Source organism: Streptomyces scopuliridis RB72 (assembly GCF_000718095.1).
In the GTDB taxonomy this organism is placed as follows: domain Bacteria; phylum Actinomycetota; class Actinomycetes; order Streptomycetales; family Streptomycetaceae; genus Streptomyces; species Streptomyces scopuliridis.
Genome location: NZ_JOEI01000014.1, coordinates 211,405 through 232,658 on the forward strand (window position 1 = coordinate 211,405; position 21,254 = coordinate 232,658).

Sequence of the window (21,254 nt, forward strand, 5' to 3'; positions counted from 1 at the left end):
AGGCCGTTCAGCCGTTCACCACGCGCGCCGTGCGCACCCGCACCGTACCGGCGTTCCTACGGTCGTTCCGTGAGTTTCTCGCCCGCACACGTCCTCGCACGCCTCCTCACGCCCCTTCTCGCGGGCGCGCTCGTGATCGCCGTCCCCCCGGTCTCGTACGCCGACGGCGGGACCGGCGCCCCGCGCTGCGGGGAGGAGGCCGACCCCGGCTGGTCGCCCACCGCCACCCGGATCGACCCCGCCGACAGCTACCACGCGTACACCGGAAACGGCTATCTCGGGACGCGCGTTCCGCCCACGGGCGCCGGTTACGCCGAGACCGGCACCACGACCGGCTGGCCGCTCTACACCCCGCGCTACGACGGCGCCTTCGCGGCCGGGCTGTACGCCCATGAACCGTCCGTCACCGCCGACCGCCAGGTCATCGCCGCGCTTCCCGCCTGGACGACCCTGAACGTACGGGTGGGCGGCGAGACGTTCGGGGCGGACAGCCGGATCTCGCGCTACCGCCAGAGCGTCCTGCTGCGCTGCGGAGTGGTCCGCACCAGCCTGCGCTGGACGACGGCCGACGGCCGCGCCACCGACCTGACGTACGAGATCCTCACCGACCGCTCCGACCCGCACACCGGCGCCGTACGGCTGCGCCTGACCCCGCGCTGGACCGGGGCGGTGGACCTCGACGGAGGTCTCGACTGGCGCGGCGCGCGGCGCGTCACCCGCACCGGGCCGGAGGACGGGTCCCGTTCCCGGGACGGATCGCGGGACAGGCGGGGCGGGAGCGTCGACACCTTCCGGGCGAACGGTACGGGGACGGCGGGCGCCGTCGCCACGGCCCTGCGGCCCGACGTCCGGGGGCCGGTCACGGTCCGGGCGGACCGTACGTACGACTTCGTGAAGTACGTCGGCGTCGATACGGCCCTCACCTCGCGCGACCCGCGCGCCGCCGCCGTGGACGCGTCCCGGCGGGCGGCCGGGCGCGGCTGGCCCGCGCTGTTCGCCGCCAACGAGGCCGCCTGGGCGCCCCTGTGGGCGGCCGATGTCGACGTACCGGGGCAGCCGGAGCTCCAGGCGTGGCTGCGCGCGGCCCAGTACGGGCTGCTGGCCGGCGCCCGCGAGGGATCCGCCGACAGCCTCGCGCCGACCGGGCTGAGCAGCGACAACTACGCGGGCCTGGTCTTCTGGGACGCCGAGACGTGGATGTTCCCGGGCCTGCTGGTCACCCGCCCCGAACTGGCCCGCATCGTCGTCGAGTACCGCTACCGCACCCGCGCCGCGGCGGCCGAGAACGCCGGGAAGCTCGGCTTCAAGGGGCTGTTCTACCCATGGACCAGCGGGGGCCCGGGCAAGATCTGGCAGGAGTGCCAGAGCTGGAACCCGCCGCACTGCGTCACGCAGAACCACCTCCAGAGCGATATCGCGCTCGCCGTCCGGCAGTACTACGAGGCGACCGGCGACCGGGCCTGGCTGCGGGAGCGCGGCTGGCCGCTGCTGAAGGGGATCGCGGAGTTCTGGGCCTCCCGGGTCACGGCCAACGACGACGGCAGTTACTCGGTCAAGGAGGTGGCGGGCCCCGACGAGTACAGCAACGGCGTCACCGACGGGGTCTTCACGAACGCGGGCGCCGCCACCGTACTGCGCGACGCCACCCGTACGGCCGCGCTCGTCGGGGAACGGGCCCCCGCGCGGTGGACGGACATCGCCGACCGGATCCGCATCCCGTACGACGCGCGGCGCGGCATCTATCTCCAGTACGCGGGGTACGACGGCTCGCGGATCAAACAGGCGGACACGGTCCTGCTGACCTATCCGCTGGAGTGGCCGATGCCCGCCGGGGCCGCCGCGGCCACCCTCGACTACTACGCCGAGCGCACGGACCCGGACGGGCCCGCGATGACGGACTCGGTCCACGCGATCGACGCCGCCGCCATCGGGGAGCCGGGGTGCGCGGCGTACACGTACCTCCAGCGAGCGGTCCGGCCGTTCGTCCGGGGGCCGTTCGCGCTCTTCTCGGAGGCGCGCGGCGACAAGGCGGGGGCGGACGATCCGCACTCCGGCTCGCCCGCGCAGGACTTCCTCACCGGAAAGGGTGGTTTCCTCCAGGTCTTCACGCACGGGCTGACGGGGCTGCGGCTGCGCGCCGACGGCGTACGGCTGGACCCCACGCTGCCGCCGCAACTGGCGAACGGCGTGCGCCTGCGCGGGCTGCGCTGGCAGGGGCGTACGTACGACCTGACCATCGGCGCCCGCGAGACGACGGTCCGGCTGACGTCCGGCGCCCCGTTCACCGTGCACACCCCGGCCGGCGACCGGCGGCTGAGCTCGGTCCTCACGCTGCCCACCCGCCGCCCGGACCTCTCCCCGACGCCGAACGCGGCCCGCTGCCGCCCGGCGACCGCCACCTCGGAGGAGCCCGGCCTGTACGCGGCGGCCGCCATCGACGGCAGCCCGGCCACCTCTTGGGTGCCCTCGGACGCCACGGCCGCGCTCTCGGTGGATCTGGGCCGTACGGTCACGGTCGCGTCGGTCACCCCGCGCTGGACGGACCCGCGCCCGGCGTCGTACGAGGTGGACACCTCGGCGGACGGAGCGAACTGGCAGCCACTGCGACCGGGGACGCCGGCGCGGCACATCCGGGTGACGGTGCACGCGCCGGGGGGCGAACGACGGTCGGGGATCAGCGAGCTGACGGTGAGTACGGGTGACGGGGGGCGGTGAGCCAGCAGGGCCGAGCTTATCGAAGCCGAGAAGTATTCTTGACAGTATACTCTTCTTGTGGATACCACCATCAAGATCGACTCGAAGGCGCGCGACCAGCTCGCGGCGCTCGCCCAGGCCCGCGGAACCACGATGCGCGCACTCATCGAGGGGTTCGCCGCCTCCGCCCTTACCCCCCGCCAGCTCCAGGAACGCGCCGAACGCACCCGCGCGTTCCTGGATACCGAATTCGGGCACCGTCTCGGCGAGGAGGAAACCGCGGCTCTACGCGCCCGGATGCGCGAGGCCCACGCAGCACACCGCAGCGCCCTGCGCAATGCCGGTGTCGACGAGGCGGCGTGAACCTCGATCACTACATTCTCGACACCGACACCCTCCTTGCCCTCGGCGGCAACAAGCAGGTGTCCGGCCTGATCCACATCGCGAGCGAAGACGCGTTCGTACGCCTGTGGGTCCCCATCACAAGCGCCCTGGAAGCCGAACGGCACCGTGCGGGCATCATCGACTACATCGGCATCCTGGACACTCTCCATACCCTCGACACCGACTACGAGGCAGCGCACGCGATCGCGGAACTCCACAGCCAGAGCATCCCGATCGGGGTGGCGGCGGCCGTCCACGCCGCACGCCCCACGATCAACCGCCCTGAGGGCGCGCTCGTCGCCACGGTCACCGCAGACGCGTACGAGGGACTCGGTGTCCCCGTGATGGACCTCAACCGCTGATGCGCACCCGGCTCCGAGCGCCCCGCAACGAGGCCGACCCAGGATGGGGCCGGCCCGGTAGACCTACGTGTTCGCCAGGACGTCACATCGATGCCAGGGCGAGCGCTAAACGTTGAAGCGGAACTCCACCACATCTCCTGTGACCTGCGGAAATGCGAAGTCATCCCAGCACCATCCCAGCACGGGATCCACGACGAAGCACGAGAAGGACTCAGGGTCGCCAACGCTACGCAACAGAGACGGCAAGGAGCCGAGGTCTGTGGGACTTCTCCGCAACGTCTGCAACCTGATCGTACTCACCAGCTCCCTTGCCTCGCCTGCCATCCGTCACTCACAGTGGCCAAGCGGCCAGCAAATCGCCGGGGCCGTAGGCAGCGTCGAGCCCCGGACAGTCGACTCCACTGCGCGAGACCGCCACGACTGGAACAGGTTCGTCGGTAAGGGCGGCCCGGTGTCGATGGAGAGCGGCCAGGTCATGCCGGTCGAAGGGCGACTGCTCCAGCCACTTGATGGAGCCGACGAAGAGCAGCTCCTTGGCAATGGGGGCGCGGTCCGCCCCGACGATGTCGATCTCCACGTTGTTGGTGCGGGTCCAGTAGCCGCCGACTGCGGGCGCTGCGGGGAGTCGGTCGTCGGGCAGTATCCGGGCGAGCGCCTCTCGGATGAGCGGCTCGACCGCCCGGCCGCGCCAGCTGGTCCAGCTCTCCCGGATCCGCGCCAAGGTCAGATCGCCCCGCCCTCGCTCGATCTCCTCCATGGATGGGCCGAGCAAGTGCAGCCAAAACCGCAGGTAGGGATCTGCCACCCGGTAGCGGCGATCCTTCGACGGACGCAGCGATACGGGCAGCTCCGCAGCGACGATGCGCTTGTCCGTCAGCAGTTCCAGCGCTCGCTGCAGCGGCGTGGCCCCGATCCCGCCGGCCGCACGGGCAATGTTGGTGAAGGTCCGCTCGCCACTTCCAATGGCCGCCAGCACCGTACGCGCCTGGGCCTGCGGGGGGAATTCGGCAGCCAGCGAGCGCTCGGCCGACACCAGGAGGGCAGAGACCGGATCACTCAGCGCCTCGCCGAGGAAGTCCCACAGCCCCTCCCCTCTCGGCCACTCCGCGCAGATCAGCGGCAGCCCGCCGGTGACCAGCACGGCGTCGAAGGCTTCCGCCGGTTCCAGCCCGAGCATCCTCCCCACCTCGGCGGGGTTCAGCGGCCCTAGCACCATCTCCCGGCCGCGCTGATGGAAGGGGCGTCCATAGCTGTTCAGAGCCTCCATCATCGACAGATCGGAGCCGATGAGGACCAGCAGCACCGGCTTGGTCTCCAACACCCGGTCCCAGGCCCGTTGCAGCATCCCCTCAAAGGCGCCATCGGCGTCCATCAGGTACGGCACCTCGTCGATGACCAGCACGCTCGCCCGATCGGCGGGCAGCGCCGCAGCCAGCACATCGAACGCGGCGTCCCAGCTCTCCGGCCGTGCGGCGGCCACCAGCCCCGCCAACGGCAGCGTCGACGCTCGGGCGTCCCGGGCCAGCCGTGCCAGATCATCCCTGGGGGACGCACCGATCGCCGCGTAGAACAAGAACGGAGCTCCGGAGCGCTCCGCAAACCGCTCGACCAGTCGCGACTTGCCCACCCGGCGCCGCCCACGCAACATCACGCACCGACCGGGCCGCTCCCCGCCAACCCCTGCCGCCACCTTCTGCAGCTCTCGCTCCAACGTCGCCAGCTCCTGCCGACGGCCTACGAAATCCACCACGACCGGTCGACCTCCACTCACGGCACTAACGATAATGTTAGTAACATAGACGTTAGCAGAGCATTTTCGCCGATTGTCGCTCACGGTCACGAGTAGCTCCTGCCGCTTGCGGGCGATCTTCGGCTCGAACGAGCCCTTACCGTCGCGGGGCACGGCTACCCGACCGGACCGACGCATCTTCCTTGATCAGGAATTACACCGAACGATTTACAGTCCCCTCTGCGGCGCGATCGACACAGCCTCATCCCCTGTCATTCTCGATTACTTTGTCCCGATCGCGGTCGACTCCGGTCACGGCAAGGAACAGACGGAGAACAGCGGGGAACAGAAGAGGCAACGGGCAACCCCGCCGAACCCTGATTCCTGAGGCGTACCTCGTGCCAAACTCACTCTCGGATGCGAAGCGAAACGGCTCCGTCACGACGGGTGTTCACCGTCGGTCTTCGTGTCGGCCAGTGAACGTCGAACGAAAGTTCCCCGTGAGGGCGCACGGCTCTCACGGTCGCTGTTCAAGGGGGAGGGTAATGATGAGTACAACTTTACGTTTTGGCCCGGAACTTCGCCGTTTACGACAGGAAGCGGGGCTTACTCTGACCGAGTTTTCCGTGGCGCTCAACTACGACAAGGGGCACCTCAGCAAGGTCGAGCGCGGGGAGCGTTCCGCGTCCCCCGAACTGGCCCGGCGGTGCGACGCCTTCCTCGGCGCGAACGGCGAGCTGCAGCGCCTCGTCGTACGCCCCGAGACCGACTCGGACACCACCGAAACCCCCGCCACCCCGAGCCTCTGGCTCGTCGGGCGCCGGGCGGTCCTCGCGGCGGGTACGGGGTCGCTGATCGACCTCGGCCTGAAACTCGGCGGTCAGACGTCCTCTGCCGCCGACCCCCTCCTTCCCTCCTTCCGCGCGCAGTTCGACCAGCTACGAAAGCTCGGCCAGTCCACCGCGCCGAAGGTCCTGCTTCCCCTGCTGGAGACGCAGACGCGCACGGTCGCCGGGCTGGCCGCCGACACCCCGGCCGCCACTCGGGCCCCCGCGCTCCTGCTCGCGTCGCGGTTCGCGGAGTTCACCGGCTGGATGGCCCAGGAGGCCGGGGACAGCGGCGCGGCGCTCGGCTGGACCGGTGAGGCCGCCGAACTGGCGCGCGCCGGGGGCGATCCGTACCTCGGTTCCTACGCGCTCGTGCGACGCGCCCTGGTCACGCTCTACGGCGGGGACGCCGCGGGCACCGTCGCCCTGGCCCGCCGGGCCCAGAGCGACGAACTCCCGCCGCGCATCCGGGGACTCGCAGCCCAGCGGGAGGCGCAGGGACACGCGCTCGTCGGCGACGAACGCAACTGCCTCCGCAGCCTCGACAGGGCGCGGGAGCTGCTCGACAGCGACGACGCCCGCAGCGGCGCCGAGCCCATGATCGGCACCACCCACGTGAGCGATCCGGCGGCGATGTCGACCGGCTGGTGCCTGCACGACCTCGGCCGTCCCAAGGCCGCCGCCGAGGTACTCGACCGGGAGTACCGCCGCCTCCCGCCGCACGCGCTGCGTACCCGCGCCCGGTACGGCTTCCGCCGGTCCTTGGCCCATGCCGCCTCGGGGGAGGTCGAGCACGCGTGCGCGATCGCCGGGGATCTCCTGGAAGTGATGCCGGCCGTGCCCTCGGCGACGGTGAACAGCGACGTCCGGCGTCTCGCACGGGAACTCTCCCGGTTCCGGAGCAGCCGCGCCGTACGTGATCTGCAGCCCGCGCTGGCACGCGTGCTCGCCCCCGCGCACGACTGACAGCCCCTTCACGACCGACACGGACTCGAGCCGCCCGGCTCGCCGGACTACCCGGTCCCTCCGGCCCTCCGGATCCCACGATCCCGGGCGGAACCCTCTGATCACCGCTCGACGCGTCGCATCGCGCCCCCGGCTTCTTCGGGCTGCCCGCGACCAGTGACGCACCAGGCGGCGCCCCTCCATCCGCACGCCCTCCCGTGGATGCGCCATGCCGTCCACACAGTCGGGACCTCATGGCCCGGGCGGACCGGAGCCCCGGTCCACAGCCCCGTGCCCGTTCACCTCGTCTTCCTTTCACGAAGGGAACCTTCATGTCCGACGTCTTCGTCAACTACCGCACAGGCGACGAGGAGTCCGCAGCGACCATGATCGCTCGGGAACTCGCCCGTCGGTTCGGCGACGAGCGGATCTTCTTCGCCAGCAACTCGATCCAGCCCGGACGCCGTTTCCCAGCGGAACTGGTCAGGGCGGTGGAGGAGTGCGAGGCTCTCCTCGCCGTGATCGGCCCGCGCTGGGCGGAGGTGCGGGGGGCCGACGGCCGCCCCGCCCTCGAAGCCGAGCAGGACTGGACCCGTCGCGAGATCCAGACCGCGCTCGACCGCGGGGTCCTGGTGATCCCCGTGCTCGTCGGAAAGGCCACGAGGATCGACCGCTCCGTCCTTCCGGACGATCTGCTGGAGCTGGCGGACTGCCAGTACAGGCGGTTCGACCACCGCAACGCCGAATCGGACCTGACGGCGCTCGGCGACACCCTCGCCCGGCTCCTGCCCGAGCTGGGTGCGGTGGACCGCGACGCCCGTGCGGCGCGGGAGCGGGCGGAGGCGAAGTCCCGCAAGAAGTCGGCCAAGGATGCCAGGCACACCAGGATGCGGACGCGCGACGTCGAACAGCGCGTGCGCGGCATCGGAAACCTCAACGGAGATCTCTCCGGCACCTTCGTCAACGAACCGCAGGGGCCCGTGAACACCGGTGGGGGGCACCAGTACAACGCTCCCCACTTCGAGGGCGACAACACCGGGGTCCAGTTCACCGCGGGCGACAACAGCGGTACGGTCCACCAACGCTTCGAGCGCGAGCGTCGGCGCTCGGACGACGGACGATGACCGAACAGGACCGCGTCACCGTCAACGATCCGCGTGGCCCGGTGAACAATGGCGTAGGGCCCCAGTACGTCTTCTACGGCGGCGCGGATTGGATGATCCGCAAAGGGGTCGAGTCCCTCCGGATCGTCCGAGAGGACCGGGTGCGCCTGGCCGACCGGTTCGTTCGGCCGGTGAGCTATCGCATCGCCGCCGACTGCCTGGAGAAGCCCGGATCGGTGGTGCTGCTGGAGGCTGCGCCCGGCAGCGGCCGGCGCGCCGCAGCGATCATGCTGCTGCACGAGCTCGGTGAGGACGCAGGCGCTGAGGAGGAGCAGGAGGAGGACCGGTTCGAGGAGCTTCCCGCCACGGACAAGGACGAGGCCACTCTCGCCCCCGGCGAGGGGGACCGCTTCCTCCTCGACCTCTCCGGGATCGCCGACGAGGAGGCGTATGCCAAGGCCCAGCGCCTCCTGGTCGTGCGCCGGTCACAGGTCCAGGAGGCGGGGGCCCACATGGTGGTCGTCCTGCCGTCGGGCATGGAGCACGCCCACGCGCCGGAGCTCGAACCGCACACGGTGGCGCTGGGGCGCCCTCGGGGGATCGCCGTCGTCACCCGGTACCTCCGTATGGACCGGATGGCCTTCCACTCCACGGACCTGGGGAGCTACGACCTCCAGCGCCTGTGCGAACGCTCCCCCATGCGGGAACTGGCGCGGCTCGCGGGGCTGGTGAGGTCTGCTCGCGACAGCGGCCGGTTCGGCGTCGACTTCGCGGGATGGCTCGACCAGGCGATGCACGCGGTGACCGACCGTGCCGGTGAGGTGGGCCGGCAGGTGGCCACGGTCCGCACCGCGCCCGAGCGGGCCCTGCTGCTTGCGGCGGCAGTGTTCGAGGAGGCCCGCGCCGACACCGTCTACGAGGCGTGGCACGGCTTGATGAGGACGGTGAGGCACGAGGAAGAGACGACAACCGAGCTCGCACGGACGGATTTCGGGGAGCGATTGGCGACGCTCGGGATCGAGCGGGACCTGGAAGGGCGGCTCCACTTCGGGCGGCTGGCCTACGCCGACGCGGTACGGACGTACTTCTGGGCGAACTTCCCCGGGACGCGCGACGACCTCAGGAATTGGATCGGCCATGCCGCCGGGCTCCGCGGTCTGACCACCGACGACCGGGTGAACGTCGTCGTCCGCTTCGGCGAGCGGTCCCTGGCCGTCGGGCGGCCCGACCACCTCTTCGACCTTGTGGTCCGCTGGGCGGACCACGCGACCGGGGCGTCCTGCGACCCACGAGCCGTGGCGGCCCTCGAACTCGGTCTCAGCCACGAGAGGTTCGGGGGATGGTTCCGCAGACGGATGTACGAGTGCGCGAGGTCCGGCCCCTTGTCGGACGGTCTCGTTCGCGTCCTGACCGCTGCCTGCCTCCAGAGCCTCGGCGCGACGCACCCGGATCAGGCGATGGTGCGGCTCCATTACCTCGCCGTACGGAAGGGGGAGGCGGCACGCGGGGCCCGGGAAGTACTTCTCGACCTCGCCGGCCGCGACCGTCGGCCCTACCGGCTACTGATCGACCGCCTGCGGGACCGGACGCGTCGGGAGCCGCGCGGGGCAGAGCTCCATCTCCAGCTGCTCGGTGCACTGTTGAGGAGCGACCGGGCACCGGAGCCGCCGCCGTGGCCGGACCTGTTCCTGGGCTGGGAGACGGTTTTCTCCCATCCGCCGACGGAGCTCTGGAACCCGCTGGTGAGCAGTTGGCTGAACGCCGCGGCGGGCGACAGTACGCGGGAGATGGCGCTGGGCGTGATGGTCGGGGCGACACACGGCCGCACGGCCGCTCTGCACCGCCTCTACGCCATCGCCTGCGACTGGGCGGGGCCCAGGCACCACCCATCCCGGGCAGCCGTCGCCGCCCTCTTCTGGCAGCACATCGACAACGCGCAGTACGTCCGCACGGAGAGTACGAAGCGTGCGGGCGCCGGACCACGGACCACGGAAGAGGCACGATGAAACACCGCTTTCCCAGCCTGCTGTTCGTCGCTCTCTGCGGCCTCGCACCGGCTGTGCTCGGAAACCTCCTGCACTGGTCGGCGTGGCTGTGGGGCTTCATGTCCATGGTCACGTCCTCGGGCTCCCTGCTGCTCGTGATGACGGTCCTCAGCGGTGGCCGCGCGTCGGCCGATCCGTACGAGCCCGAGGAAGCTGAGCCGCCCGCGGCGCCGACGGAGCAGCCGTACCAGGAGACTCGGGTGGTCGACGCGGCGCTGCCGAGCGCAACGGACGGCTACGACTTCCTCTTCTCCGCCACCGTGTGGTGGAGGCCGGTCCCCGACCACGCCGACTGGTCCGACGGCACCTCCCCAGCCCTCGCCGTTTCCTCGGTCGTCAGCCGGGCCCTGCAGGTCGTCCGCCACGAGGAGCCCGGCCGGGCGAGCTTCGCACGGTATCTCCTGGAAGGGGAGCTGGGCGCCCCGCTCCCGGACCGGAGCGGACGGGTGAAGGCTCTGGCGGCCGATGTGACGCTGACCCTCGCCCCCGCCGACCGCGAGCGCCTGCGGAAGTTGAACGACCTTCGCAAGGACGAGGAGATCTGGGAGTACGAGCGTCAGCACGAGCGCAACAAGCGGCGCTACCTCGGTGACGACGTGCTCAAGAGCGCGGGCAGCGCGGTGGTGTGGTGGCTGGCCCGTCACGAGAACGAAATCGAGAAGGCGGTCGACATGATCGGCCCACTCGCCCAGATCGCGGCGGCGGCCAACGACGAGGAGGTGCCCGAGCTCTTCCGCCACCTGCTCGTCCCGCCCGTAGGCGCGCGGAGCGAAGCGACCGTCGGGGGCCCGCTGTGGGACGGACACGGCCAGGGAGGAGGGACGTTCGACCGCGAGGAGGAAGTAGGGGTTTCGGACCGGCTGCTCCTGTTGCTGGCGGCGGTGGGCCTGAAGCCGGACATGGACGAGTACACGGTGTTCGTGCACCGTGTGGTGCGGAGTCTGGAAGCGGCCGGGCTGGACGAGGCCGCCGAGGAGATCAGGCGGACCCTTCTCCCGGCACCCGACGAGGGCGGGCGCGAGGGGCCGGAGGGTGGGCCTTCGGACGAGGGGGACACCACGGGGCCCTGGCCGCCGCGCTCCCCAGCCCCTGAGGGCTCACCGTTCACCGACACGGGCGCGGGCACGTTCACGCCGGGGGCGGCGGAGAGCGGCGCGGGCGAACGGAACCAAGGCTGGTACGAGACGAGCGAGGACGACATGACACCTCCGTACGTCTGGGACACCTCGCAAAGCCCGCACCAACCCGCCGCACCTCGTGCACGGGACGAGGACGACGAGGACGGGAGCTGATCCGGTAGGCGGTCGGCTCTCCGAGGCTCCCCCTGCGCATCTGCCTCGACCTCAACAAGACGCGGCGTGACCTCGGTCACGCCGCTATTCGTCGCGTTCATGCGGATTTGTTTCCACAGGGGCCCGGCGGAGCCGTGAAGAAGTGTGTGACGGGGGGTCAGGTTTCCCAGCACCATCCCAGCACGGGAAATAACCAGGGGCCCGACCTCGAAAGGTTGGACCCCTTCTGACCTGCATGTTTGCCAGATCGGCGACGTGGTGATCTGTCAGCCGCTACACATTGAAGCGGAATTCGACTACGTCGCCATCCTGCATCACGTACTCCTTGCCTTCCATACGCGCCTTGCCCGCCGCGCGGGCATCCGCCACCGAGCCCGTTTCAACCAGGTCGGCGAAGGAGATGACCTCGGCCTTGATGAAGCCCTTCTGGAAGTCGGTGTGGATCACGCCGGCCGCCTCGGGGGCCGTCGCGCCCTTCTTGATCGTCCAGGCGCGGGATTCCTTGGGGCCTGCCGTGAGGTAGGTCTGCAGCCCCAGGGTGCGGAAGCCGACGTGGGCGAGGGTGGCGAGGCCCGGCTCTTCCTGGCCCACCGACTGGAGGAGTTCGAGGGCCTCGTCGTCGTCCAGTTCGGCGAGGTCGGACTCCAGCTTGGCGTTGAGGAAGATCGCCTCGGCGGGGGCGACCAGGGCGCGCTGTTCGTCCTTGAAGATGTCGTCCGTCAGCTCCTCCTCGTCGACGTTGAAGACGTAGAGGAAGGGCTTCGTGGTGAGCAGGTGCAGCTCGCGCAGCGGCTCGGCCTTCTCAGTGCCCTGGACGATGCCGGCCGAGAAGAGGGTCTCGCCGGTCTCCAGGATGGCCTGGGCCTCCTCGATCGCCTTGACCTGGCCCACGACCTCCTTCTTGATGCGCGACTCGCGCTGGAGGCGCGGGAGGACCTTCTCGATCGTCTGGAGGTCGGCGAGGATCAGCTCGGTGTTGATCGTTTCGATGTCGTTCTTGGGCGAGACCTTGCCGTCGACATGGACGACGTTCTCGTCCTTGAAGGCCCGGATGACCTGGCAGATCGCGTCCGATTCACGGATGTTCGCCAGGAACTTGTTGCCCAGGCCCTCACCCTCGGAGGCGCCGCGCACGATGCCGGCGATGTCGACGAAGTCGACCGTGGCCGGAAGGATCTTCTGCGAGCCGAAGATCTCCGCGAGCTTGTCCAGCCGCGGGTCCGGCACGCCGACCACGCCGACGTTGGGCTCGATGGTGGCGAACGGGTAGTTGGCCGCCAGCACGTCGTTCTTGGTCAGGGCGTTGAACAGGGTCGACTTGCCGACATTCGGCAGGCCGACGATTCCGATCGTGAGCGACACGTTGGCGACTTCCTGAAGTGAGGACTGGCTGATGGCCTGGGTGACCCTGGGCGGGCCGATCTCCCAGTTTACGGGCGGGCCGAAGCCGCCACGGACAGGCGACCGGCGCCCCGGGCGCTCCCCCGAACGTCGAACTCAACGCCAAGCTCGCCCAAAGGGCGTGTCCAACGCCTGCTTCGTCGCCCCGGGCCACCTACGTTGGTCCGGTGGAGCAGCACAGGACACGTCAGCCCCAGCAGCGTCGACAGCGCCCCCCGGGCCCCCGTACCGCGACCGGTACCGGGGCCACCGGTGTATACCGGGTCCCGGTAACGCCCCGGCCGCGGGTGTCGCCGTTGGCGCAGCGGTTGCGCAGACTGCCCAATCCGCGGTTCACCGGGCTCGGCGCGGGCCTGTTCGCCGCCGCGACGATGCTGGCCATCGCGTTTCTGGACCGGCTGCTCCTCGACGGCGCGCCCCTCGTCTACGGGGTGCTGTTCCTGCTGGTCAGCGCGGTGACCGCGCTCTGGGTACGTACCGCAGACCTGGTCACGGCACCGATCTCCGTGCCGATCGCCTTCGCGGCCGGCGCGTATCCGATCGCCGGCGGCACCGGCGGCTTCGGCGGGCAGACGATGGCGCTCGTCACCACCCTCGCCGTGCACGCGGGCTGGCTGTACGGCGGCACGCTCATCGCCGGGCTCATCGCGTCCGTACGGAAGGTACGGCAGATGGGCCGGCGCCAGACCGCCCGGGACGCGGCGGCCAGGGCAGCCGCGACCCGGGCCGGGGCCACGGCCTACCGAGCGGCCGGTCCGCGCCCCGGGACCAGGGCGCCCAGACCCACCGTCCCCAGGGCCGTACGGCGCGGCTAGTGCCCCTCCCGGCAATGTTTGCCAGGTCGCGGCACTAAATCCTGATCCAGGGCCGCACCGGCTGCCTCACCTGCCCGCCGCCGACATCGCCGCGCCCACGATCCCCGCGTTGTTCTGGAGCTCCGCCGGGATGATCTCCGCCCTGATCCCCTCGATGAGGGGGATGAACTTGTCGGCCTTGCGGCTCACCCCGCCGCCGATGATGAACAGCTCGGGCGAGAACAGCATCTCCAGATGGGCCAGATACTTCTGGACGCGGTGCGCCCAGTGGTGCCAGCTCATGTCCGCGTCTTCCTTGACCTTCGTCGAGGCGCGCTTCTCCGCCTCGTGGCCGTCCAGCTCCAGATGGCCCAGCTCGGTGTTGGGCACCAGCTTGCCGTCCATGAAGAGCGCACTGCCGATACCCGTACCGAAGGTCAGCAGGAATACCGTGCCCTTACGGCCTCTGCCCGCGCCGAAGGCCATCTCGGCCACCCCCGCCGCGTCGGCGTCGTTGAGGACGGTCGTCCGCAGGCCCAGCCGCTCGCCGAGCACCTGCCCCGCGTCCGTATCGATCCAGGCCTTGTCGACATTGGCGGCCGTACGGATCACCGAGCCCGTGACCACCCCCGGGAAGGTGATGCCGACCGGGCCCGACCAGCCGAAGTGCCGCACGACCTCCACCACACCGTCGGCGACGCTCTCGGGCGTCGCCGGGTGCGGGGTCAGCACCTTGTGCCGCGGTTCGACCAGATCGCCGCGTTCCAGGTCCACGGGCGCACCCTTGATGCCCGAGCCACCGATGTCCACTCCGAAGACGTTCATGGACACAACGTTACGGGCAGATGCTGACAGCGACTTCCCGGACGGCCTCTTTGGTCCCGCCTATGTGCCGAGTACTGTCCGGCCCTACTTCTCCGAGAGGGCCGCCGCCTCGGCGCGCAGGTCGCGGCGCAGCTCCTTCGGCAGCGAGAACGTGATCGACTCCTCGGCCGCCTTGACGATCTCGACATCCTCGAAGCCGCGCTGCGAGAGCCACTCCAGCACGCCTTCGACCAGGATCTCCGGGACGGACGCGCCCGAGGTGACTCCGACCGTGGAGACGCCGTCGAGCCATGCCTCGTCGATCTCGTCGGCGCCGTCCACCAGATGGGAGGCGCCCGCGCCGGCGCCGAGGGCGACCTCGACCAGCCGGACCGAGTTGGAGGAGTTCTTGGAGCCGACGACGATCACGAGATCGGCGTCGGCGCCCATCTGCTTGACCGCGATCTGACGGTTCTGCGTGGCGTAGCAGATGTCGTCGCTCGGCGGCGAGATCAGCTGCGGGAACTTCTCCTTGAGCGCCCCGACCGTCTCCATCGTCTCGTCGACCGACAGGGTGGTCTGGGAGAGCCAGACGACCTTCGACTCGTCGCGCACCTCGACATGGGCGACATCGTCCGGGCCGTCGACCAGCGTGATGTGGTCCGGGGCCTCGCCCGAGGTGCCGATGACCTCTTCGTGGCCGTCGTGGCCGATGAGCAGGATGTCGTAATCCTCCTCCGCGAACCGGACGGCTTCCTTGTGCACCTTGGTGACCAGCGGGCAGGTCGCGTCGATGGTGGCGAGCCTGCGGTCGGCCGCCTCCTGGTGGACGACGGGCGCGACGCCGTGGGCAGAGAACATGACGATCGAGCCCTCGGGGACCTCCGCCGTCTCCTCGACGAAGATCGCGCCCTTCTTCTCCAGGGTCCTGACGACGTACTTGTTGTGGACGATCTCGTGACGGACGTAGATCGGCGCCCCGTACTGCTCCAGGGCTTTCTCCACGGCGATCACGGCGCGGTCGACACCGGCGCAGTAACCGCGGGGAGCGGCGAGCAGGACGCGTTTGCCGGCGCGGCGCGCGGCGTCTCCACTGGGGGTGGCGGCGGGCGACGGGCGGGACGTGGCAGTCATGCGTCCCATCGTAAGGCCGTCCAGAAGAGGCGGGACGGCGGGCGGCGGCCCGAGACTGGGCCTACGCGATCGACGGAGGGACGCGATGGCCGATCCCGGCACCGGTACGGACGGGCCGTCAGAGAGGCCGTCCGACGGGCCGCCAGAGGAGCCGCCGGACGCCCGGCCGCGGGCAGCCCGGCCGGGGGCAGCGGCCCATGGGCCCGAGGGCGGCGAACTGCGGCGGACGCTGGGCTTCCGCGACCTCGTCGTCTACGGGCTCCTCTTCATCGCCCCCATGGCGCCCGTCGGCGTCTTCGGCACGCTCGACGCCAAGTCCCATGGCGCGGTGGCCCTGGTCTACGTCGTGGCGACCGTCGCGATGGCGTTCACCGCCTTCAGTTACGCGCAGATGGTGCGGGTCGCCCCGCAGGCCGGCTCCGTCTTCGCGTACGCGCGCAAAGGGCTCGGCGAAGGGGCCGGATTCATCGCCGGCTGGATGGCGATGCTCGACTATCTGCTGATCCCGGCGGTCGCCTATCTCTTCGCCGGGATCGCGATGGAGGCGCTGGTTCCGTCCGTGGACCGCTGGGTATGGACCGCGATCGCGGTCGTGATCACCACGCTCCTCAACCTCTGGGGGGTACGGGCGGCGGCCCGGGTGGGGATGGCGGTGCTCGCCCTGGAGATCGTCGTCCTGCTGGTGTTCGTGGTGTCGGCCGTCGCGGTGCTCGTGCAGGACGGCGGGACGCGCGGCTGGTCCACGCCGTTCACGAGCGATGCGGGCTTCTCCCCGGCCGCCGTGCTCAGCGGGGTGTCGGTGGCCGTGCTGTCCTATCTGGGCTTCGACGCGATCGCGTCGTTCGCGGAAGAGGTGACGGGCGGATCGCGGCAGGTGGCGCGCGCCGTGCTGTTCTGTCTGGTGCTGGCGGGCGCGCTGTTCATCGCGCAGACCTATCTGGTGGCGCTGCTTGAGCCGATGTCCTCGGCGGAGCTGGCCGCGGATCCGGCCGCGCAGGGCTCCGCGTTCTATGACGCGGTGGACACCTCGGTCGGCACCTGGCTGCACGATCTGGTGGCGGTCAGCAAGGCGCTCGGCGCGGCGTTCGCGGCGCTGGCCGCGCAGGCGGCGGCCGGGCGGCTGCTCTTCGCCATGGGCCGCGAGCGCCGGCTGCCGCGTGCGCTCGCGCGTACGGACTCGGGCGTGCCCCGGGTGGCGCTGCTGCTGGCCGCGGTGGTGACGCTGCTGGCGGCCGTGTGGGCGGCCCGGCGCGCCGACGGTCTCGACCGGCTGGTCTCGGTGGTGGACATCGGGGCGCTGACGGCGTTCGTGCTGCTGCACGCGTCGGTGGTGGGGTGGTTCGCGGTGCGGCGCCGGGAGGGGCCGGTGCGCTGGTTCACCCATGTGGTGCTGCCGGTGACCGGCGCGGGGATCCTGATCGCGGTGATCGTGGAGGCGGCGGGCTCGGCGCGGCTGGCGGGCGCGATCTGGCTGGCGGTGGGTCTGGTGGTGCTGCTGGTGCAGCGGGGACGCGGCCGGCCGGCCCGGCTCTCCGACACGCCGTAGCCGGGTCCCGGAAGACCGTGACGGCGGATCCGTGCCCGTGAAGCCGATTCCGGAACGATGTCAGAGGCGGCCGATACGCTCCCGTATATGGCTCTCAATACATCCGCGGACGCTCCGCTGCCCGTCGGCGAGGTGTCGCGGCTCATCGGCGGGTGGATCGACCGGCTCGGTGCCGTCTGGGTCGAGGGACAGATCACCCAGCTCTCGCGCAGGCCGGGGGCGGGCGTCGTCTTTCTGACGCTGCGCGATCCGTCGTACGACATCTCGGTGAGCGTGACCTGCTACCGGCAGGTCTTCGACGCGATCGCGGATGTGGTCTCGGAGGGTGCGCGGGTCGTGGTGCAGGCCAAGCCCGAGTGGTACGCGCCGCGCGGGCAGCTGTCGCTGCGGGCCACGGAGATACGGCCCGTCGGGATCGGTGAACTGCTCGTGCGGCTGGAGCGGTTGAAGAAGTCCCTGGGCGCCGAGGGGCTGTTCGCCGCCGACCGCAAGAAGCCGCTGCCCTTTCTGCCGCAGCTGATCGGGCTGGTGTGCGGGCGGGCCTCGGCGGCCGAGCGTGATGTGCTGGAGAACGCGCGGCGGCGATGGCCCGCGGTGCGGTTCGAGGTCCGTAACACCGCGGTGCAGGGGGTCAACGCGGTGGCGCAGGTCGTCCAGGCGGTCAAGGAGCTGGACGCGCTGCCGGAGGTGGATGTGATCGTCGTGGCGCGCGGCGGCGGCAGCGTGGAGGATCTGCTGCCGTTCTCGGACGAGCAGCTGGTACGGGCGGTGGCCGCGTGCCGTACGCCCGTGGTCTCCGCGATCGGCCATGAGCCGGACGCGCCGCTGCTCGACCTGGTGGCGGACGTACGGGCCTCGACGCCGACCGACGCCGCGAAGCGGATCGTGCCGGACGTCGGGGAGGAGCAGGACCGCGTACAGGCCCTGCGGGACCGCGCGCTGCGGACGGTACGGGGGCTGCTCGACCGCGAGGAGCGCGGTCTCGCCCACGCGCTGGCCAGGCCGGTGATGGAGCGGCCGCACCGGATGGTGGACGAACGCGCGGCCGAGGTGGACGCGCTCGCCGACCGGAGCCGGCGGGTGCTGCGGCATCTGCTGGACCGCGCGGACTCGGAGCTGTCACACACCCGCGCCCGGGTGGTCGCGCTGTCGCCGGCGGCGACGCTGGAGCGCGGGTACGCGGTGCTCCAGCGGCCGGACGGGACGGTCGTACGCTCCCCGGAGGAGGTCACCGCGGCCGAGGAGCTGCGGGCCAGGGTGGCGGAGGGTGAGTTCACGGTGCGGGTCGCCGAGTGAGCGCTGACGTGATCGCTGAGGGAATCGTTGCCGGAATCGTTGTCGGACCGCGCGCACGCGCGCGTAACTAGGGTGGATCAGATGGCCAGGACGGACGAGGGCACGACGCTCGGTTACGAGCAGGCGCGGGACGAGCTGATCGAGGTCGTACGGCGGCTGGAGGCCGGCGGTACGTCACTGGAGGACTCGCTGGCGCTGTGGGAGCGGGGCGAGGAGCTGGCGAAGGTGTGCCGCCGCTGGCTGGAGGGGGCCAGGGCGCGGCTCGACGCGTCGCTGGCGGACGAGTCCCCGGAGCGGGACGGCGCCGACCCACAGTGACCTGACGTCCGGGGGCTTCTGGGCGGCTGTGAGTCGAGTCACCCCAGCCAGGCTTTTGTTGAAGGTTCACACATCCACTTGTACGGTGAATGCTGTTTGCCTGATCCATCACGCCCTCGGAAGGTACTTCAGATGTCCCTCGTTCTTGACCCCGCCGCTCAGGACCTCCTCTTCCGTGAGGCACGCACGGCCAATACGTTCTCCGACGAGCCGGTGACCGAGGAGCAGGTGCAGGCCATCTACGACCTGGTCAAGTACGGCCCGACCGCCTTCAACCAGTCGCCGCTGCGCGTCGTCCTGGTCCGCTCCGCCGAGGCCCGCGAGCGCCTCGTACCGCTCATGTCCGAGGGCAACCAGGCCAAGACCGCCACCGCGCCGCTGGTCGCGATCCTGGCCGCCGACAACGAGTTCCACGAGGAGCTGCCCCAGCTCTTCCCCGCCTTCCCGCAGGCCAAGGACGCGTTCTTCAGCGAGCGCCCGGCCCGTGAGCAGGCCGCCTCGCTGAACGCCGCCCTCCAGGCCGGCTACTTCATCGTCGGCGTCCGCGCCGCCGGTCTCGCCGCCGGCCCGATGACCGGCTTCGACGCCGCCGGTGTCCAGAAGGAGTTCCTGGACGGCGACCACACCCCGCTGATGATCATCAACATCGGCAAGCCCGGCGAGAACGCCTGGTACCCGCGCTCCCCGCGGCTCTCCTTCGACGAGGCCATCACCACCGTCTGAGCCCGGCCGGCCGGCCGGGTCCGACAGACGACGAGGCCGCCGTCCCGTACATCCCGTACGAGAGACGGCGGCCTCGCCCGTCAGGACGTCGCGATCTCAGGCTTTCCCGGACTCCGGCTCCCCGGATTCCGGCTCCCCGGCCCCCGGCTCCCCGGCCCCCGGCTTCTCGGCCTCCAGCGCGGCGGCCATCTCCGCCAGCCGCTCGTAGGACGCCGTACCCGTCACCACCGTCGTCGCGTCCCCGTCCGTCCGGACCAGGGCGTCGTACTTCGGCCCCTCCCAGCGCTGCCAGGTCTCGCCCGCCACCTGCTGCGTCTTGCCGGTGTCCGCGGCCTGTCGGCTGACCTCCGCCGCGTACTTCTCCGGGGCCCCCGTCGACTGCTCGACCGCGACGTACTCGCCGTCCGGGGCCAGATACCCGAGGTGCCAGGCGTTGTCACTGTCGCGCTTGTACGAGACGGACGTCGGCTTCCAGGTTTCCGCCAGGCCCGTCGGCGCCAGCACCGGATACGGCGCCGCGCGCCGCGCGGTCAGCAGCTCGACCCGGTAGTCGACCGCCTTGACCGGGGTCGCCTTCTCGTCATGCGGGATGAACAGGTACATCCCGGCGACGACGAGCCCGATGACCGCCATCGACAGGAACAGGTCCCGCACCGTCTGTTTGCCTCGCTTACTCGCCACCGCACCATGGTCGCATCACGGCGCGGCGCTCATACGTGGGGCCCTCTGCTCAATTTGTCGATGTACGGATAGAGTCGTATCACCCTCTTTTCCGGCCGTCGCCGTACAGAAAGGTGCGCTCCGATGACCGAGCATCAACTACCGCCTCCCCTTGAGGTGTCTCCCGAGGCACCCGACCGCAACCTGGCCCTGGAGCTGGTCCGGGTCACCGAAGCAGCCGCGATGGCGGCCGGCCGGTGGGTCGGGCGCGGCGACAAGAACGGCGCGGACGGCGCCGCGGTGAACGCCATGCGCACGCTCGTCTCCACCGTGTCGATGAACGGCGTGGTCGTCATCGGCGAGGGCGAGAAGGACGAAGCCCCGATGCTGTTCAACGGCGAGCATGTCGGTGACGGCACCGGCGCCGAGGTCGACATCGCCGTGGACCCGATCGACGGCACCACCCTGAACGCCAAGGGCATGCCGAACGCGATCGCCGTCCTGGCCGCCGCCGACCGCGGGGCCATGTTCGACCCGTCCGCGGTCTTCTACATGGACAAGCTGGTCACCGGTCCCGAGGCGGCCGACTTCGTCGACATCAACGCGCCTGTCGCGGTCAATATCCGCCGGGTCGCCAAGGCCAAGCACTCCTCACCCGACGACGTCACCGTCGTCATCCTCGACCGTCCCCGCCACGAGGGCATCGTCAAGGAGATCAGGGAGACGGGCGCCCGGATCAAGTTCATCTCCGACGGCGATGTGGCCGGTTCGATCATGGCCGCGCGCGAAGGCACCGGCATCGACCTGCTGATGGGCATCGGCGGCACCCCCGAGGGCATCATCTCGGCGTGCGCCATAAAGTGCCTCGGCGGTGTCATCCAGGGCAAGCTGTGGCCCAAGGACGAGGTCGAGCGGCAGCGCGCGATCGACGCCGGGCACGATCTGGACCGCGTTCTGTCCACGGACGATCTGGTCAGTGGCGACAATGTCTTCTTCGTCGCCACGGGCATCACGGACGGCGAGCTGCTGCGCGGGGTGCGCTACCGCTCGGAGACCGCGACCACCCAGTCCCTGGTCATGCGCTCGAAGTCGGGCACGATCCGGCAGATCGACTCGACCCATCGGCTCTCGAAGCTGCGGGCCTACAGCACGATCGACTTCGACCGCGCCAAGTAGTCATACGGAGGGGCGCCCCAG

18 protein-coding genes are annotated in these 21,254 nt (G+C 70.5%); 13 read left to right on the forward strand and 5 right to left on the reverse strand.

Annotation, left to right across the window (positions count from 1 at the left end; translation table 11 throughout):
* The first annotated feature begins 69 nt into the window (after positions 1-69).
* Genes IF11_RS0119700 through IF11_RS0119710 form a run of 3 tightly spaced genes read left to right on the forward strand, consistent with a single transcriptional unit; the run spans position 70 to position 3,440 of the window.
* Positions 70-2,715, forward strand: a complete 2,646-nt coding sequence (locus IF11_RS0119700; RefSeq protein WP_030352962.1) for a discoidin domain-containing protein — start codon at positions 70-72, stop codon at positions 2,713-2,715.
* A 57-nt stretch (positions 2,716-2,772) separates the two neighbouring features.
* A complete protein-coding gene (locus IF11_RS36780; RefSeq protein WP_037728081.1) occupies positions 2,773-3,057 on the forward strand; it encodes a hypothetical protein in 285 nt (94 codons plus the stop codon).
* Positions 3,054-3,440, forward strand: coding sequence for a PIN domain-containing protein (locus IF11_RS0119710; RefSeq protein ID WP_030352964.1), 387 nt, complete (start codon positions 3,054-3,056; stop codon positions 3,438-3,440). Before IF11_RS36780 ends, IF11_RS0119710 begins: the two co-directional genes overlap by 4 nt.
* Before the next feature lie 331 nt (positions 3,441-3,771).
* Here IF11_RS0119710 and IF11_RS0119720 read toward each other — a convergent pair whose 3' ends face one another.
* Complete coding sequence (locus tag IF11_RS0119720; RefSeq protein WP_030352966.1) at positions 3,772-5,190, reverse strand: ATP-binding protein; 1,419 nt, start codon at positions 5,188-5,190, stop codon at positions 3,772-3,774.
* Between the two features lie 527 nt (positions 5,191-5,717).
* Here IF11_RS0119720 and IF11_RS0119725 point away from each other — a divergent pair.
* The 4 genes from IF11_RS0119725 to IF11_RS0119740 all read left to right on the forward strand — a co-directional run bounded on the left by IF11_RS0119725 (position 5,718) and on the right by IF11_RS0119740 (position 11,381).
* Positions 5,718-6,962 (forward strand): helix-turn-helix domain-containing protein, encoded by a 1,245-nt coding sequence (locus IF11_RS0119725; protein WP_030352967.1) that lies wholly within the window; start codon positions 5,718-5,720, stop codon positions 6,960-6,962.
* A gap of 311 nt (positions 6,963-7,273) precedes the next feature.
* Positions 7,274-8,065 carry a toll/interleukin-1 receptor domain-containing protein gene (locus IF11_RS0119730; protein WP_030352968.1) on the forward strand — a complete coding sequence of 264 codons (792 nt, stop codon included), beginning with the start codon at positions 7,274-7,276 and terminating at the stop codon, positions 8,063-8,065.
* On the forward strand, positions 8,062-10,050 hold the full coding sequence (locus tag IF11_RS0119735; protein WP_030352969.1) for a hypothetical protein: 1,989 nt from the start codon (positions 8,062-8,064) through the stop codon (positions 10,048-10,050). Before IF11_RS0119730 ends, IF11_RS0119735 begins: the two co-directional genes overlap by 4 nt.
* The gene (locus IF11_RS0119740; protein ID WP_030352970.1) at positions 10,047-11,381 is read left to right on the forward strand and encodes a hypothetical protein; all 1,335 of its coding nucleotides are present in this window, start codon (positions 10,047-10,049) and stop codon (positions 11,379-11,381) included. The genes IF11_RS0119735 and IF11_RS0119740 overlap by 4 nt, the downstream gene beginning before the upstream one ends.
* Positions 11,382-11,654: 273 nt before the next feature.
* Here the strand turns inward: IF11_RS0119740 and ychF are convergent, their stop codons facing one another.
* The gene (gene ychF / locus IF11_RS0119745; RefSeq protein WP_030352971.1) at positions 11,655-12,743 is read right to left on the reverse strand and encodes a redox-regulated ATPase YchF; all 1,089 of its coding nucleotides are present in this window, start codon (positions 12,741-12,743) and stop codon (positions 11,655-11,657) included.
* Positions 12,744-12,949: 206 nt separating this feature from the next.
* Here ychF and IF11_RS0119750 point away from each other — a divergent pair, with 206 nt between their 5' ends.
* Positions 12,950-13,597 (forward strand): DUF6542 domain-containing protein, encoded by a 648-nt coding sequence (locus IF11_RS0119750; RefSeq protein WP_078490786.1) that lies wholly within the window; start codon positions 12,950-12,952, stop codon positions 13,595-13,597.
* Positions 13,598-13,663: 66 nt separating this feature from the next.
* Here the strand turns inward: IF11_RS0119750 and ppgK are convergent, their stop codons facing one another.
* Positions 13,664-14,401 (reverse strand): polyphosphate--glucose phosphotransferase, encoded by a 738-nt coding sequence (gene ppgK, locus IF11_RS0119755; protein WP_030352973.1) that lies wholly within the window; start codon positions 14,399-14,401, stop codon positions 13,664-13,666.
* Between the two features lie 84 nt (positions 14,402-14,485).
* Positions 14,486-15,514, reverse strand: coding sequence for a 4-hydroxy-3-methylbut-2-enyl diphosphate reductase (locus tag IF11_RS0119760; protein ID WP_030352974.1), 1,029 nt, complete (start codon positions 15,512-15,514; stop codon positions 14,486-14,488).
* Positions 15,515-15,599: 85 nt separating this feature from the next.
* Between IF11_RS0119760 and IF11_RS0119765 the strand changes: the two genes are divergently transcribed.
* The 4 genes from IF11_RS0119765 to IF11_RS0119780 all read left to right on the forward strand — a co-directional run bounded on the left by IF11_RS0119765 (position 15,600) and on the right by IF11_RS0119780 (position 19,397).
* Positions 15,600-17,060 carry an APC family permease gene (locus IF11_RS0119765; RefSeq protein ID WP_078490787.1) on the forward strand — a complete coding sequence of 487 codons (1,461 nt, stop codon included), beginning with the start codon at positions 15,600-15,602 and terminating at the stop codon, positions 17,058-17,060.
* Between the two features lie 87 nt (positions 17,061-17,147).
* Entirely contained in the window at positions 17,148-18,356 is a 1,209-nt protein-coding gene (gene xseA, locus IF11_RS0119770) for an exodeoxyribonuclease VII large subunit (protein WP_030352976.1), read from the forward strand.
* Positions 18,357-18,437: 81 nt separating this feature from the next.
* Positions 18,438-18,674 (forward strand): exodeoxyribonuclease VII small subunit, encoded by a 237-nt coding sequence (locus IF11_RS0119775; RefSeq protein WP_030352977.1) that lies wholly within the window; start codon positions 18,438-18,440, stop codon positions 18,672-18,674.
* A gap of 132 nt (positions 18,675-18,806) precedes the next feature.
* Positions 18,807-19,397 (forward strand): malonic semialdehyde reductase, encoded by a 591-nt coding sequence (locus IF11_RS0119780; protein ID WP_030352978.1) that lies wholly within the window; start codon positions 18,807-18,809, stop codon positions 19,395-19,397.
* A gap of 96 nt (positions 19,398-19,493) precedes the next feature.
* Here IF11_RS0119780 and IF11_RS0119785 read toward each other — a convergent pair whose 3' ends face one another.
* The gene (locus IF11_RS0119785; RefSeq protein ID WP_078490788.1) at positions 19,494-20,078 is read right to left on the reverse strand and encodes a DUF4245 domain-containing protein; all 585 of its coding nucleotides are present in this window, start codon (positions 20,076-20,078) and stop codon (positions 19,494-19,496) included.
* A gap of 123 nt (positions 20,079-20,201) precedes the next feature.
* Between IF11_RS0119785 and glpX the strand changes: the two genes are divergently transcribed.
* Positions 20,202-21,233, forward strand: coding sequence for a class II fructose-bisphosphatase (gene glpX, locus IF11_RS0119790; RefSeq protein ID WP_030352980.1), 1,032 nt, complete (start codon positions 20,202-20,204; stop codon positions 21,231-21,233).
* Positions 21,234-21,254: the final 21 nt, after the last annotated feature.